The sequence below is a fragment of the Leptothoe sp. LEGE 181152 genome (genome assembly GCF_032906605.1).
In the GTDB taxonomy this organism is placed as follows: Bacteria; Cyanobacteriota; Cyanobacteriia; order Phormidesmidales; family Phormidesmidaceae; genus Leptothoe; species Leptothoe turfae.
The window spans coordinates 207,455-222,500 of record NZ_JASATU010000004.1 but is presented as its reverse complement, the minus strand read 5'-3'; the positions used below and the strand labels follow the sequence as shown (position 1 = coordinate 222,500).

The window sequence follows — 15,046 nt, the reverse complement described above, 5'->3', positions numbered from 1 at the left end:
AATAACTCCTTAGCGACGACGGAACCAAGCAATGCTTGCACCAACTAGTCCACCTAGGGGGAATACCAGCATTGCTAAAAAAATAACCACGATTTGCCGAGATATCGTCATTGTGATGCGACGGTTGGTGATTTCCTTTGGGCGAATTGACAATATGGCATCATCTAAGTCACTCAGCCAGGTGACACTGTTGAGAAAGACATCGCCGTTTAGTTGCTGGTCAAACAAGCCATCAGTGGCGAAGGTGGCATTACCAATAACAACAAGGCGAGATTCTTGCTCTGCATCGTCAGAGGGCTCGCTACTGTCTGCTGGCTCATCTTCAGGCTGTTGTTCAGATGTATCTTCTTCTTCTGTTTCTTGTGTTTCTTTTGTTGGTGTATTGTCGACTTCTCCCGCCGCTGCCTCTTCTATATCTGCTGCTGGCTCTACCTCCGGTTCTGATGAGGTCTCTTGTTGTTCTTCATCTATTTGGCTGGTAGGGATTTCTTCGGTGTCTTCTTCTGGAATCTCTTCATTGCTCGCTTCGGAGATCTCCTCTGCATCTTCTTCTGAGATGTCTTCTGATACCTCTTCCGACACCTCTTCTGAAACCCCTTCCGAAACCGTATTACTAGATTTGTCGGCTTCTCGGGTTAAGACGACACCGATATTAAATGGTCCCTCGGGTGCTTCCTGGGTGTCAACATTAAGTTCTCCTGTTTCTGACAGAGGTTCAGCATAGCTTTGGGCATTGCTGAGGAGTAGGGGAGTAGCTTCTACCCCTGCTACTGGTTCGATCAGAACTGGCCGAGCTAGGGGGTAAAATGAGCGGCCATTGTTAAAGGCTTCGGTAATGGGATGAGCACCATAGTTGGTTACCAATGGGGCTGCTGGGCCTAGCCCAACAATTTGTCCAGTGTTGGAGGTGTCGACAATGAGTTGTTCGTCTAGGGACACCCCCCAAGCTTCTAATAGAGAGTCTAGCTCTGGATCCATTTGGGGATCTACCATGAGTAGAATGCTCCCCCCTGAGTTGAGATATGCTTCTAATGCTTCTACCTCAGGTTCAAAGAAGGCTTGCTGAGGGCCTGCAATGATGACTGCATTTGCATCACTAGGTACGGTTGCTGTTTGGTCCAGGTTCAGGGTCTCAACGGTGAAATTTTCTGCCTCCAGGGCTGCGGCTGCCTGGGCATAGCCTGTAGCTGTGCCATCGATGACAAATTCTTCATGACCCTGAAGGAAGTACACGATGGCATTGCGATCGCGACTAATTTGGGCCAGTTTATTGGTTAAGTCCTGTTCTGTTAAACCTTGTGTTCCTAGGGGTTGAACAAAAACTTTCTGATCGCCTACAGCGAGGTGTACCTCCCGCCCTTCACCACTAAGATTAAAATCACGGGCCGCTGCCGGGTCTTGGATTGGATTAATGTGCTCGTAGGTGAGCTGATCATTAAACTGGCGATAACTGTCTAAGAGCTGCTTATCGTTAGGATTTAACGTCGAGTCAAAAATCACGACCTTAACGGGCTGGTTTAGATTTTTTACGACTGCCGTTGATTCCGGCGAGAGAGTAAATAGTCCGCCTTCGGTGAAGTCAATGCGAGGCCCGTACTGCACCGCTAAGAAGTTAATAATGCCCAAGATTACTAACACTGAGACTGTGGCCAACAATGCGTTGGTTCCAGCCTGGGTAGAGCGGCTTTGCCAGAAGCTACGGTAGCCAAAACCTCCCAAAACCAAACTGATCAGGGTCAGCACTAAACCCACAATCAGAAGAACGATGGGTAGAATGCTCCAGGTATCTATAAACCCAGCAACCAGGCCTGCCGTGGTTAAGGCTAATCCGGGCCATAGCAGCCAGCGAAGATATTTACGAGAGGTAGATAGCGCTTTCATAAGTGAGGGGCAAAAGGAGAAAAACAGAATGAAGGTAAAGAGTTTTGAACTTTAAGGTTTGAATTTCAGTCCTTTTACAAGGTTTAACTGAGCCAAAGGCAACTAATTCAAAACCAATAACTTAAACCTCAAAACTTTTTTAGTTTCTCTGAAACCTGAATGCTTCAATGGATTGAGCGGTTAAAAACAAGCCTAAAACACTGTAGGAGAGAAAGAGTATGAGACCGCTAATGTCAAAAACCCCTTGGATAAAGTCGTTGTAATGTGTGAGCAGGGAGAGATGACTGATCGCCTCACCTAGAGGACCTGGTATCCCACTGGCAACGCCTTCAATTAAAAATAAGACCAATATCAAGGCAAACGTTAAAATGGCTGCGAGCACCGTGCTTTCAGTCAGCGAGGAGATAAACATCCCCAGCGAAAGCACCCCCGCAGCTAGCAAAATGAGGCCGCCATGGCCCAAAAATAGCAACCGCATATCAAAGGGGGGATCAGAGGCTCCAACGATTAACGCTTCGAGTACGAGCAGCGGTAACACCATGGTGAAAAAGAAGGTCACCACACCTAGCAGTTTGCCAAGGGCAACGGCCCAGTTGGTAATGGGAGAAGTGGCTAAGAGCTCCAGGGTGCCTTGTTTGCGTTCTTCTGTGTATAACCCCATGGACAGGGCAGGCAGAATAAACAGGGCTAGGGAGCCCAAAAGTCCCAAATAAAGCTGTATAAATTCATAGGGCAGATCGATAGGTGTGGTCTGTAGTCCAGCCTGATCGGCAAAAGCTGCCTGGGCCACAACGCCCTGGGGGCCAAATACCAGGATGACTAATAAAAAACCAGCCAGTAACCAAAAAATAGTGGCGACGCCGTAGGCCAACGGTGAAGCAAAGTAGCTTTGTAGCTCTCGGCGGTAGATGGCAAGGATATTGCTAATGACGGTAATAATGCTATTCATCGCTGTCTGGGTCCGATGGGCTATCTGTTGGGCTATCTGGGGATGGCATGTCAGTTCTATTTTCTGGGGATGAGGGGGGTGGCGCGTCAGGGCTGGAATCGGCTGCATTATCTGTAGGCGGTGCTGGGGCGGATTCAGGAACGGCTTCGGTGGCTTCTTCAGTTGTTAAGCCGATAAACACGTCTTCTAAGCTGACGCGATTGCGGGATAGTTCATAGAGACCGAGGTTGGCGTTGACGATAGCCCATGCGATCGCACTGCCCGGATCTTGGTCAGTGGCTGCCATCACCTGAAATCGATGGTGGTTGTCCGCTAAGCCTTCATCCGACAGCGATTTTACAGAGTCCACCTGGTGCAGTTTGTTCAGGACGGCTTGAGCCTGCTCTGGGTCACCAGCCACTTCAATGGCATAGCCTAGCTGACCTGCCAGACGGGCCGTGAGATTGTCTGGGGTGTCCGTGGCAACGATGCGGCCTTTGTTGATAATGGTGATGCGATCGCACGTCATACTCACCTCAGGCAAGATGTGCGTTGAAAGAATGATGGTATGTTGTCCTGCCAGACTTTTAATCAGATTGCGGACATCAATAATCTGTTTGGGATCGAGACCTACGGTGGGCTCATCCAAAATAATGACCGGTGGATCGTGGACGATGGCTTGGGCAATGCCCACCCGCTGACGAAACCCTTTGGAAAGTTTGCGAATTAAGACCTTCTTCTTCTCGCTGAGATTGCATCTCTCCATTGCCGAGGCCACCTGCTTGTCCCGATCTTCAAGGGGCACGCCTTTAATTCGAGCTACAAAATACAGAAACGCCTCCACGGTCATATCTGGGTACAGCGGTGGCGTCTCAGGCAAATAGCCAATGTTTTGCCTGACCGCCATCGAATCAGTGTGCACCTCGTGGTTAGCAATACGGGCTGTTCCACTGGTGGCTGGTAAATACCCTGCCAATATGCGCATGGTTGTGGTTTTCCCGGCCCCATTAGGGCCTAAAAAACCTAAGATTTCTCCAGGCTCTACTTTGAAGGACACATCGCTAATCGCAACGGTCGAGCCGTAGGCTTTGCTAAGCTGCTCTACCTCAATCATGGTTCACCCAATAGAACTAAGCCGAATATCAAATCAAAGGCGATTGATCTCGCTTGACCATTCTGCCACTGAATTTCATAACGGTTGCTGCAAAATTGTGCAACCCTATACGGACTAACGGGGGTAGAACTTACATCCCTTTAGCATCAGTGGCTATAGCCCGCGCATCAACAGTTTCAGGCGCTCTTAACATAAAAGCCCTTCTACTCTGTATGACACGCTACGACACGTTAGCACATACATTTGAGTGCAGATTGAGTGCAGTGGTCAATAGTCAGGTAGCTCTGGTCTTTGAACCATATGAGCATAGGTAGATGCCACCATTTTGGTATTAGCGTGGCCTGCCATCTCAGCAGCCTGGGGAAGTGTCCATTCTTTGTACTCCAGGCCGTGACTAATGAATGTATGCCGAGCTGTGTAGGGAGGGCGATAAGGGATACCTGCCTTCTTACACATGGGCTTCCAACAACAGTCACGAATGTACTGATCATTAATTGGCTGGCCCTTTATTGTGGTGAATACCAGATCGTCTGCTCCTGATTCACTGCCATGACGCTGTCTAAACATGGCGATTAGCCTTTCATTTAAAGGCAAGACCCTGACGCTGCCGGTCTTAGTCTCTTTCCGAACTCTTGCGTAACCTGCTGTTCGACCGTCACCGGCGCGGCTTAAGGACTCGCATATGGTGATGCATCGTCGTTTCAGGTCAATATGTTGCCACCTCAACCCAATAGCCTCGGAAGGTCTGAGGCCCAATGAGAATAGAACTACACATAGGTCATGAAACTGGCTACAACGTTCATCCGTCTTGAAAGCTAACAGCAAGGCCTGTACCTCTTGGACAGTGAATACATCATGACTACGAGGCTTGGTTTTGATGACTTTGATGCGCTCGATGTCAACGAACGGATCTGCATCTAAATGATTTGCGATCGCAAGCCACCTACCAAACTGTTTGAGAATGCCAAGGTTTTTGTTAGCCGTAGTTGGTGACTGTTGGCCACGTAGCTTTTCTACTAGGGTCGTTGCATCGTCAGGTGTTTTGATGTCTTGTCCAAATCGTTTGATATGCGATCGCACCGACCGATAGCGAGATGCAATGGTCTGCTCACTCAGGCCCTGCTCACGCTTATAGTCAATGAACTCATCGAACAGTTCATAGGTTGATGGTTGCTTGACGGCCTGATCAGCAGAGATATGCTGCAAGCGATAGCGGTCTAAGGTGTGGTCATATTCGCCATAGGCGATATCTCGGGCTACTTCACTGCTGACCCGCTCAGCTATTTGGCGGTTAATCGGAGTATCGGGCAGCCCCAGTGAGAGGTGACGCTGTTTGCCGTCATAACGCCATCGAAGCCGGAGCATGTTGTTTCGTGCCCACACCACAACAGCCCCTTTCTTGTGGCGGGTCTTTCTGCGTTTAGCCATTGTGAAGAGCGATGAGAGAGAATGTGACAGTAGACAGTTGATGTGACAGTTGCGTTTAGCCTTAAGGCCCTATGTGGGGTAACTATGTGTGCCGTCTGTGTTGTTGAATCTGAAAGCTTTGATGTGAAAAGGTTTCAGGCTACACAGACGTAGTTTTTTGTCTGTGTGTGTCTGTGCATGTCTGTGCAATTAGGCCGATTTCAGCACAGATACGCACAGATAAAATAGGCTATCTGTGCGTCATCTGTGCTGGATGAAAGTGTTGATATTAGGAAGTTATAATGCTTATGCACAGATAGCACAGATAGTTATACCAAAAAAGGCTAAAAGTCTTTTTTCCATACTCTTGCTCTTTTGCCGCAGTGTGACACTGGATGCTTGGTTTGCTCCCATACGAGCGCTCGCATGATAGAAGCAACACGCCGCTGTTTGCCAGAATCCAATTTGTCAATTGGAATGTCCAGCGCGTTGATGAGAATCTGGTTTGTTGAAACTGCATCCATGCAGTCCACATAGTCGGTTACTACTTCAAACCATGGATCTCGGGCTTCATATTGGCTGATTTCTTGGTCTACGGCTAACTGTTCCTCGTCATTGAGCCACCACTGTGTGCCTGCAAGATATAGCGTGGTAGCAGCCGCCCATATGAGGTCACGCTCGCATTGCAGCTCAGTGACGTTTATCGGCTTAGTCACTGGAATTACCCAGAAACGACGATTACCGGTGGGGTCAGCCAGAAACTGTTGTTGGTTAGTGGAGCCGACAATTACCGATGATCGCCGCATGGTTTCTGACGAACGGGCATAAGGTGCCCTCACCAAATCAGTGGGACAGGACATGAACGCTTTGACCTGGCTGACGTCTTTCCGTCTGAATACGGTCTCCAGTTCGGCCCACTCAATCATCCAGCGCTGATGCAGTTTGAGCCGTTCGTCCTTGTCAGATGTGGCCCCCAATGAATCATCAAACCATTCCTCTGATGCCAGTGTTCTAAAAAAAGTTGACTTTCGATATCCTTGACGACCCTGGAGGATGAGCGCACAGTCATGCTTGCAACCTGGCTCATAGGCACGGGCCACAGCTGCAATGAGAAACTTTTTGATGAGAGTTTGGTGGATAGGGATGTCAGCCCCTAAGTAACGGTCAGCCAGGTTATCTAAGATGCTCGTGTTGTCCCCATGCTGGTCCAACGTGCTTTCTAGATAGCGAGTGACCGGACTGTACTCATTGGCCTTAGAAAGCTTGACGGTGATGTCTGCGATGTCTTCACGGCTCCCTTTGAGAGATAAGCCATGGGTGACAATCATCTCTAACCTGGCAGCAGCCGGGTCAAACGGTTTGCTATCCAGCTCTACGCGCTTAAATAGAGTGTTGTACTGTAGGCGTTTACCAAAGTGTTGTTCTATCAGCCGGTACTCCTTGAGAAGCTTGTGAGCTTCTTCTGATGCCGTAGGTGGTATGCGCTCTTTCACCCTCGCATTGAACAGTTGGGTAGCCGTAAATTTGTCGCGGCTCTCCTGTTTACACCACTCTGCTAACTTGGCTCCAGCTGTTTCCTTGGTCTCATAGCCCATCTCCACCATGTCAATGAGCTCATCCACCTTGCATTCCAACTCGGCGGCGGCAATCTCAACATCGCGGTCTTTTTGCTTGCGGCTTTTCTTCCTGGGTTTCCGCTTTGTGGGAATACTCTTAGCCGACTGAGGGCGATGCTTCAGGGGGGCGATCGCATCCATGATCGCCTGCGAGTCACAGCCATTAGACCAGCATTGAAATGCACCGTCATTCTCTCTAATGGTGAAATTGTCATCCTCACACACCGGGCAGATGTACCTGCCTTTCTCCTTTGCTGGGGTAAGCTTGTCTACATGGTCACGGATGTCGAAGCTATTCCGGTTGCCAGTTGAGATAGGTGGAGAGTATCGCTGGCCATTTTTTTGACCCAAATTCTCACGGTCACTGTCCCCTGAGCAGTGGCCGTTTTTACTATCTGTAAGCATGGTTTTTCTGCGTTGATGTTGATGGTTCCGCGCCAGGCGCAGGTGGTTCTGGCAATGTGGACTTGAGATAGTCATGGACGGCTCTGTCATGTTGGTGGGAGCCTCGGTCGGTGAACCAGGACAGACACAGCCGGACGTTGTAACGGATGCCAGACCTTGGGTGATCAGGGTTCAGGTACACCCAGTAGGTGCCTTGTGGCCATTGACCGTCCTTGCGCCGGTCACGCAGGTATGACCTTGAGACGCCCATGCGTTTGCATAGGTCGCTTGCTTTGATAAATGGGTATTGCATTGCTCAGTATCTTGTTGTTACTCGGTGCGGTTTCCACCGACAGATATCAGCCTAGTACATCTGTCTTTTTCCCTACAACCCTTTTACGGCAATGGTTTTAATTGGTTGTATGTGCAACTTTTGGTGTATGTGCTGTTTGCTGATGAATGTTGTAAAGATAGGTTTTCAGTGGTGGATGGTTGCAGGTGTTGTTTAGTGGTCACAGCATCAAGGCAAATACCTCAATGTTGAACATTGGAAAAAATTAGCGACAAAGGTTTAGCCTTTGCGGGCAAAAACTTTAGATATTTCCAGGTGCATGTTTGGGAACTAACTGAGAGGTGATCCGGGACGGTGTGTTCACGCTGGCCCTGTCAACATCACCGCACCCCAGATCGTTAGACCTCCTACGCTTCTGCCAGTTATGGCCAAAAACAATACAGTTACGAAATGTAACGGCGTTTATGGCAGTCTGGTCGATGATTGATGTCGGCAGGGCCAGCGGCGCTTATCTAGGGTCAGCTTGAATAGACTATCGGCCAAAGAAGGTTCTCGTTTCCTGCCAGTTAACCAGTCTTCTGATGGGTCTCCCACGGTTTCAATGTGGTACACCCATTCATAGGTTGAAAACTCCAAGCTGTTCCACTCAAGCCCCATCACTCTGACGAGTTCGCCGTGCCATTCTCCGCATGGAGTCCTAATAATCGATAGGCATAGTTCGAATATATGGAACTTAGGCGTAGGTATAAAGTCTCCATTGGTGATGGCTTTCGGTGACCATCGATCATAGGCGTTGATGATGGCGGTCCCTTTGTCAGGTGATGTCAATGGCTGTTGTAACTGCTGTGTCATGGTGATTTATCCCTCTAAAGTGCTTTGGGTGTAGTGGTTAGATTTCGGGGACCTGAATCTGTCTTGACTGACTGATGTAGTAGCGCTGGATGGTCGGGATGCTGACTCTACAGAGGTAAGAGACGTCGATATCTGACACGCCAGCCTTAAGCATCTCGGTGATAAACGTATGTCGGCAGTGATATTGACCCAGGCGAAAAGCAACTTTGCGATCGCAAACTAGCGAAGTAATCAAAGGTCGCCAATGACGTGTTTGGAAATTGCGGTAGTCAAAGTGGTTGCCCTTGATTGACGGCAGCACCCAACGGCTGTCACTGGTCTCTCGGAGCTGAGCTAAAAACGCCTGCATCTTGGCGTTACATGGGAACTTAGTGGCCTGATAAGTCTTGGTGGGTTGGATCAGGCCGGTGTCAATTGGCCTGGCCTCTTTGATCAGGATGTAGCTGTTGTTGTGGGCTACGTTCTCCCAGCGCAATGCACTCGCTTCCTCAGGCCGACAGCCAGTGAAGAACAAAAACCATACCCAATTGGAGTAGTAAGGGTCTTTCTCCTCAAAGGCCTTGATAATCTTGGCCCGTTCATCATTCGTAAATGCTGTGTAGTTCCCTTCGGTCAGTTGACGGCGATGGTTTAGATATTTCGCCAGACCGCAGAAGGGATTGCGAGGGCACTTATCCATGGCAACGGCCCACTTAAACGCGGCATTCCATTGCTGTAGCGTTCTGCGGGCCGTCTCTACTGAGAACTGAGTCAAGAGCCATTCACGCATATCGTGCGAGTCATTGAGATCCTGTTTGGTTCGCATCATGGTCAATATGCGCTTTTCAACCTTGAGATAGTCCCGTATGTAGGTGCTTGGACTCACAACAGGACGTCTGAACTCGGCGTAAGCAAGCCAGGTGTCATAAAGCTGTTTTGGGGTTACCTGTCTATTCATCGTTTTCCGCCCTCAAGTGTTCCGGCTGTGGCACATCTCCCCTCAGTGGCAAATGTGGCAAGTACGGGCAGATATGACCACATTTGCCGCCATAGGCTCTCATACCTGATCACCCAAGGACGACAAATGTGGCAAGTACGGGCAGATATGACCGAATTTGCCATAAGCCCTGTTAGCGGCGTGGGTGAACCATGTCCCCGTTGCCGTGCTGGTCTTGTGTTAACGTGCATACGTCTCATTTCCTTGTTGGACTGAGGCTCATAGGCACCTGGGGCAAGTTGGAAGCTGGCTCAGGTGCCTTTTTAACTAACCGAGATGTTAACACGGTGTGGTCATAGTGTGCACACTTAGGGTAGAGTCAGTGCATGTCTAGTAACCTGGTGAGGTACAAAGTGAGCACAAAAATAAGCGTGGCTACCGATAAGGCGAGGCTGGTAGCGTACTGCGACCACGCCACCAAGAAAAAACTCGAAAGGCTAGCGGCATTGCGTTTTAGGAGTCTTAGTAACTTAGTTGAGTCGGTTTTGGCTGCAGAGATTGCCAGAGCTGAAGAGTCAGGTGAGCTGAAAGATGAATGCCAGTGAAAAACAAGATTAAACAATTCCTTGATGCGCGGGGGATTACAACCTATCGATTCCAGAAGGACGTTGGTATTGCCGTCAGTACCGCCTACAACCTTTACAAGAGACCAGACCAGTTACCGTCATCAACGGTTCTGACTAAAATTTGTGACACCTACGAAATTCAGCCAAACGAGGTATTGGAATGGATTGCACCAGAGCGAGAGGCTAATTAGACGCTGGGCGAACGTCTTGGCGGGTGATCGCCCAGGCTTTTCGACTGACAATGTTTGAGCAATTCAATGCAAGAAAGGCAATTCAACTGTTGAATCTGTTGAATTGCCTTTCTTGTGCTGAGGCCCATAGGCACCTGGGGGAAGTTCGACGCTAGCCCAGGTGCCTTTTTGATTAACTGAGATTTAGCCCCCTATATTGGGCGGGATAACGGCTTTATTTCTCAATGTCCACAGGTCCACAAAACAGCTAAAACCCTTGCTACATCTATTGTGGACCGGTCCACAAAGCAACGTTCATTGTGGTGTACGTCCACAATGCTGTGGACCCTAATCCACCGTCAAGTCCACAGCAAGTCCACCGTCAAGTCCACAGCAAGTCCACAAAGCAAAGACTGTTTTTGACTGTCCTTGACGTCAAGGACACTGTCAGCCGACAGGTATTGACGTCAAGGACACTGTCACCATGACACCTGTCAGCTGACACCATGACACCTGTCGGCTGACACTCGTTGACACCAACTCAGACCCAACCCAGTGACCCACAGCGACCCAACCCAGTAATTGACCCAGGACTGATCCAGGACTGACCCAGTGGCCCAAGGTACCGTTTTTGGAGTGCAACCGGGGTGCTGGCGACCCCTCATCTATGAGTGAATGATTTTGCCAGTTTCAGACGGTACTGTTTTTGGAGTGCAACCGGGGTAGGTAGCTATTTTTATGCATTTGAGTGCAGATTGAGTGCAAGGCATAAAAAAGAACGATGAAACCATTGAAAAATGGCCATCGCGTTCTACCCTATACGGAAAGAATGCAGCAGTCCACCATGACCAGTAATAACCTAGGCCCTGAGAATTCTCTGACTTTTCTCTATTACTTTGGCACCACCACCCTGATTACGATTGTCTTAGCTAGTCTGGTACTTAACCTCAGCCCAATGAGTGTTGTACCGAATCAGCTGGGTTTAGTTATGGGGCTGGTGGGCGGTGGACTGGGACTGTACTTTAATCGCTCCATCACCCTCAAACAGTCAATTAAGGGACATAAAGTATTTCTTAATCAGATTGAACAACCTTTGACTGAGCTGGGCTACAGTCGTGTGGAAGACGATAGCTTGCCGACTGACCTTGTAATGTATGCCCGTAACAATATACGGGGGTTACTATCGGGAAAAATCTATATCCGATTGGATGGCAAAACAGCTTATATCACTAGCCGAGCTGTCCATATTCGTGGCCTGAAGCAAAAGCTGTAAAGTTGTGCGTAATTGGGTTTCTTTCCTCCTTTACATTCAACCTGTGCTCATTATCTAAAGATGGCTAAACCTAAGAAACAAAAATTTCCCCATCTCCTTGGGTCAAAATGGACGGCCCAGCAGCGCACCATGGGTTGGCGGCATTTTCAAGTCACAAATCGTAAAAATGAGGGCAAGCTCGTTTTTGCAGAGCTAGTGGCATCTTGTGATCCAGCGGTTCGATTTTGGATTAATGCCAACGTGCTCAAGAATCGACAGCTGTGGAGCTCAGGATGGCAAACTCTGGATCAAATAACTGGCGGGCAAAACAAAATCGATGGCATATCTTAACCATTCTTCTGGAGAAAGAACGCTAGTATATTAATTGAGTAATAATCTTTACAGAAGGTGCATTGCATTTGTCCATTGCTTGTTTGGACATATGTTGAGTGGCATTCATTAAAGGTTCTGTTTAAGCTAGTAACAGTTTGTGTTTCTTGAAATAGTTACATGGGCCTTTTGGAATTATTTAGCTTAAGTGCGATTGATGTACAGCTCCAACGCTCCCGAACCTGAATTAATGAAGGCGATTTTACAGCCACTGTTGGATGATTTTCAGCATTGGTTTAGTCGTTCCATTAATTTATTGGAATCTGAGACTATCGATTTCCTAGGCGAGCATGGGCAACAGGATTTACTCAATCGGGTGCGTCGAGCTCAACAACTGGTGAGTGCATCCCAGTCACTATCTCAGGCTATAGGCAACCAGGCAGGTGTAGATATGGCTGTTGTGATGTCTTGGCATCAGTTAGTTCATGAATGTTGGAATGTGGGTATCCGCTTTCGACAGCAGCAAGCCCAAGCGGCCCCCAGCAAACCTAAAGAGGATAATTAGCGCAATCGCTTTTCCCTATGCTGCATTTACTCTATATCTTCGCTTTTACTATCCTGGCCGTATTGGCAATTGTCAACTTGGCCCGCAATCTCATTAGCTTGGGTATCGAAACCCGACGGGTGAGTGGTAATACGGCTGAATCAAAGTCCAGTCAACGTCGCGTGCCTCATCCTGAGCTGTTGGACAGCGATGGCAATGTGTTGGATGAGCCTCTGCTAGTCATGCGCTCCATATCCATCAAAGATGCCCGTGAGCAACTAGATGCGATTTACGATTCATCTGGTGGTGGCAATCCTTTGGATGAGACAAAGGACGATTAGTTTCCTTTAGGGCAATGGACATTCTTAAAGAGTTAGAGCATGGCGAAGTTTGTAAATGACTTTACTGTGCTCTAAGCTCTTTTTGTATCTCTAACAGGGTTACTTTCAGGGGTATTTCTTATGTTTCTGATGCGAAATCTTGACTGATAGCACCCGGTATTAGAAGGGCAAAGCCTATAAGGGAGTGCCCCTATGGGATTGGCATCATTTCACGTTCAACATAGTTATAAACCTGTACGAAGATCCGCTCACCTTTAAATCTGAATATTTCCTTGGGCTTAGCTCAGCTGAATTTCAGCCAAAACCTATTTAATTGGAGCTGATATTGTCCCATGGCATCCTATGGATTTAGAGAATACATTAGTCATTATTCCAGCGCTGAATGAATCCACCACGATTGGCAATGTAGTTAAATCCTTGCGTAACCAAGGATTATCCCACATTCGTGTGGTGGATAATGGTAGTCAAGATGGCACTGCGGACGTAGCTGCTCAGGCGGGGGCTGATGTTGTCCAGGAACACCTGAAAGGTTATGGGCAAGCTTGCTGGCGAGGATTGCAGTCAGTCCCTGAAGGTATCGAGTGGATTTTGTTTTGTGACGCTGACGGTAGTGATGATGTAAGCCAGCTGCCAGAGTTCTTTGCTCAGCGAGAGAGCTATGACCTGATTTTGGGGAACCGTCGGGGCACGGAATCTGGGCGTCAGCAACTGAGTCCAGTACAAAACTTTGGTAATGGGTTATCCGGTACGCTCATTGCTTGGGGGTGGGGCTATCGTTTTCATGATTTGGGGCCGCTGCGATTGGTGCGGAAGACATCTCTAGAACAGATTGGGATGTGCGATCGCAACTTTGGCTGGACCGTAGAGATGCAGGCCCGAGCAGTAGAGTGTAACCTACGTATCCGTGAGCTACCCGTCAATTATCTGCCCCGTCAGGGCGGTCAGTCCAAAATTTCAGGCACTGTGTCCGGTAGCTTCAAAGCCGGAACCATTATTTTGTCCACGCTGGCGAGTTTATATTGGCAGAATCTGTGGCGAGGCAGTGATCAAGAATCTGCCCAAGCTAATGCCCCTGGTTTACTGTGGATGAGTGCCCTGTTGCTGGTTGCTGGCACCGTTTACACATTGCCCCATGGTGCCTTTAGTGAGCCATCCTCGGTGATCCAATTTTGGATTGGTAGCGCCATTATGGCGGCAGGCTTTGTTCTGGCCTGGGGGGTGCGTAGTATTTCAGGTGTGTGGTTTTGGAGCGTGGCCATTGTTACTCGGCTGTTGCTCTTGGCTATGTATCCCGGCAATGATATCTGGCGTTATCTGTGGGAGGGCTACGTTCAGCTCCAAGGATTTAGTCCCTATGACTTTGCGCCGACGGCTGATGTGCTGGAGCATCTACGTACGCAATGGTGGGACCAAATCAATCACCCCTATGCCTCAGCCATTTATCCACCGGTAACCCAGTTTGGGTTTCGCACCCTGGCCAGTATTTGGCTATCGGTACCGCTGTTTAAAGCGGCGTTTGCAGCAGCAGATCTGGCAGTGTGTTGGTTGCTGAGTCGGCGGTTTGGTTATCGAGCCACACTGCTCTATGCCTGGAATCCACTGGTGCTCTATAGCTTTGCCGGTGGTGGGCACTATGACAGTTGGTTTGTCCTGCCGTTGGTGATGGCCTGGCTGTGGTTTGACCGCCCCAGCCATCAACCTGAAAAATCCAGTTCCCTGCCACCCTTCACCTATTTGGGCAGTGCTTTATTTGTGGGCATTAGCATTGCTGTTAAGTGGATTTCACTGCCCGTACTGGCTTTTCTAGTCTGGCATGCTCTACGTCGAGGCCGTATCGGTATGGCCTTGCTAAGTGGTGTTACCGGCCTGCTGCCTGTGATTCTGGCGGCTATTCCTTTCTGTAGCCCCACATCCTGTCCCCTCGTCAGATTTGGCTCTTCGTTTGTGGTCACGGGCCGTTGTGCAGAGCTTATTCCTTACATTGTGGAACAACTGTGGGCACCCTCGCGCTGGGCCAACTGGCTCTATGCTTTTCCATTGGCCTTAGTGATCGTGTGGCTGCTGCTGAGAGCGACCACATTTCACAAGTTTACAGAGTGGTACCTGATTGGCCTGATGGTGATTTCGCCCATCGTACATTTCTGGTATCTCAGCTGGCTGATGCCCTTTTTGGTATTGAGTCGCAATCTGGGCATTCGGCTCATCAGTCTTTCTGCCTACGTGTATTTCACCTTGCTATATATGTCAGCTGCAGGAGACCATAGCTGGATTTTGCCAGAAGCTCAGCGTCATATATTGTGGTGGCCGTTTGTTCTAGGAGTTGCCTGGAGTAGTGCTAAGGTAACGTGGCCGCAACTGGCGCTGACACCAAAATTGAACAGAACTTAATGCAC

14 protein-coding genes are annotated in these 15,046 nt (G+C 48.9%); 7 read left to right on the top strand and 7 right to left on the bottom strand.

What is annotated here, in order from left to right:
• Positions 1 to 9: 9 nt before the first annotated feature.
• The 5 genes from QGP82_RS02970 to QGP82_RS02950 all read right to left on the bottom strand — a co-directional run bounded on the left by QGP82_RS02970 (position 10) and on the right by QGP82_RS02950 (position 7,351).
• A complete protein-coding gene (locus QGP82_RS02970) occupies positions 10 to 1,881 on the bottom strand; it encodes a GldG family protein (RefSeq protein ID WP_499057008.1) in 1,872 nt (623 codons plus the stop codon).
• 139 nt (positions 1,882 to 2,020) lie between these two features.
• Positions 2,021 to 2,821, bottom strand: a complete 801-nt coding sequence (locus QGP82_RS02965; protein WP_036021651.1) for an ABC transporter permease — start codon at positions 2,819 to 2,821, stop codon at positions 2,021 to 2,023.
• A 1-nt stretch (position 2,822) separates the two neighbouring features.
• Positions 2,823 to 3,923 carry an ABC transporter ATP-binding protein gene (locus tag QGP82_RS02960; RefSeq protein WP_499057007.1) on the bottom strand — a complete coding sequence of 367 codons (1,101 nt, stop codon included), beginning with the start codon at positions 3,921 to 3,923 and terminating at the stop codon, positions 2,823 to 2,825.
• A 267-nt stretch (positions 3,924 to 4,190) separates the two neighbouring features.
• Positions 4,191 to 5,351, bottom strand: a complete 1,161-nt coding sequence (locus QGP82_RS02955) for a tyrosine-type recombinase/integrase (RefSeq protein WP_499057004.1) — start codon at positions 5,349 to 5,351, stop codon at positions 4,191 to 4,193.
• A gap of 323 nt (positions 5,352 to 5,674) precedes the next feature.
• A complete protein-coding gene (locus QGP82_RS02950) occupies positions 5,675 to 7,351 on the bottom strand; it encodes a virulence-associated E family protein (protein WP_499057001.1) in 1,677 nt (558 codons plus the stop codon).
• Positions 7,352 to 7,424: 73 nt separating this feature from the next.
• On the opposite strand from QGP82_RS02950, the gene QGP82_RS02945 reads away from it, so the two are divergent.
• A complete protein-coding gene (locus QGP82_RS02945; protein ID WP_499056998.1) occupies positions 7,425 to 7,586 on the top strand; it encodes a hypothetical protein in 162 nt (53 codons plus the stop codon).
• A 498-nt stretch (positions 7,587 to 8,084) separates the two neighbouring features.
• Here QGP82_RS02945 and QGP82_RS02940 read toward each other — a convergent pair whose 3' ends face one another.
• A complete protein-coding gene (locus tag QGP82_RS02940; RefSeq protein WP_499056996.1) occupies positions 8,085 to 8,474 on the bottom strand; it encodes a hypothetical protein in 390 nt (129 codons plus the stop codon).
• A gap of 37 nt (positions 8,475 to 8,511) precedes the next feature.
• Positions 8,512 to 9,411 (bottom strand): tyrosine-type recombinase/integrase, encoded by a 900-nt coding sequence (locus QGP82_RS02935; protein ID WP_499056994.1) that lies wholly within the window; start codon positions 9,409 to 9,411, stop codon positions 8,512 to 8,514.
• A 574-nt stretch (positions 9,412 to 9,985) separates the two neighbouring features.
• Between QGP82_RS02935 and QGP82_RS02930 the strand changes: the two genes are divergently transcribed.
• From QGP82_RS02930 to QGP82_RS02905, 6 genes are all read left to right on the top strand, one after another.
• Positions 9,986 to 10,207: a helix-turn-helix domain-containing protein gene (locus QGP82_RS02930; protein WP_499056993.1), complete on the top strand. Its 222-nt coding sequence runs from the start codon at positions 9,986 to 9,988 to the stop codon at positions 10,205 to 10,207.
• A 760-nt stretch (positions 10,208 to 10,967) separates the two neighbouring features.
• Positions 10,968 to 11,459, top strand: coding sequence for a hypothetical protein (locus QGP82_RS02925; RefSeq protein WP_499056992.1), 492 nt, complete (start codon positions 10,968 to 10,970; stop codon positions 11,457 to 11,459).
• A 60-nt stretch (positions 11,460 to 11,519) separates the two neighbouring features.
• Positions 11,520 to 11,789, top strand: coding sequence for a TIGR02450 family Trp-rich protein (locus tag QGP82_RS02920; protein ID WP_006518167.1), 270 nt, complete (start codon positions 11,520 to 11,522; stop codon positions 11,787 to 11,789).
• 196 nt (positions 11,790 to 11,985) lie between these two features.
• The gene (locus QGP82_RS02915; RefSeq protein WP_163664675.1) at positions 11,986 to 12,333 is read left to right on the top strand and encodes a DUF2605 domain-containing protein; all 348 of its coding nucleotides are present in this window, start codon (positions 11,986 to 11,988) and stop codon (positions 12,331 to 12,333) included.
• Between the two features lie 17 nt (positions 12,334 to 12,350).
• Positions 12,351 to 12,653 carry a DUF2973 domain-containing protein gene (locus tag QGP82_RS02910; RefSeq protein ID WP_163697679.1) on the top strand — a complete coding sequence of 101 codons (303 nt, stop codon included), beginning with the start codon at positions 12,351 to 12,353 and terminating at the stop codon, positions 12,651 to 12,653.
• Positions 12,654 to 12,995: 342 nt separating this feature from the next.
• Positions 12,996 to 15,041: a glycosyltransferase family 2 protein gene (locus QGP82_RS02905; protein WP_499056990.1), complete on the top strand. Its 2,046-nt coding sequence runs from the start codon at positions 12,996 to 12,998 to the stop codon at positions 15,039 to 15,041.
• Positions 15,042 to 15,046: the final 5 nt, after the last annotated feature.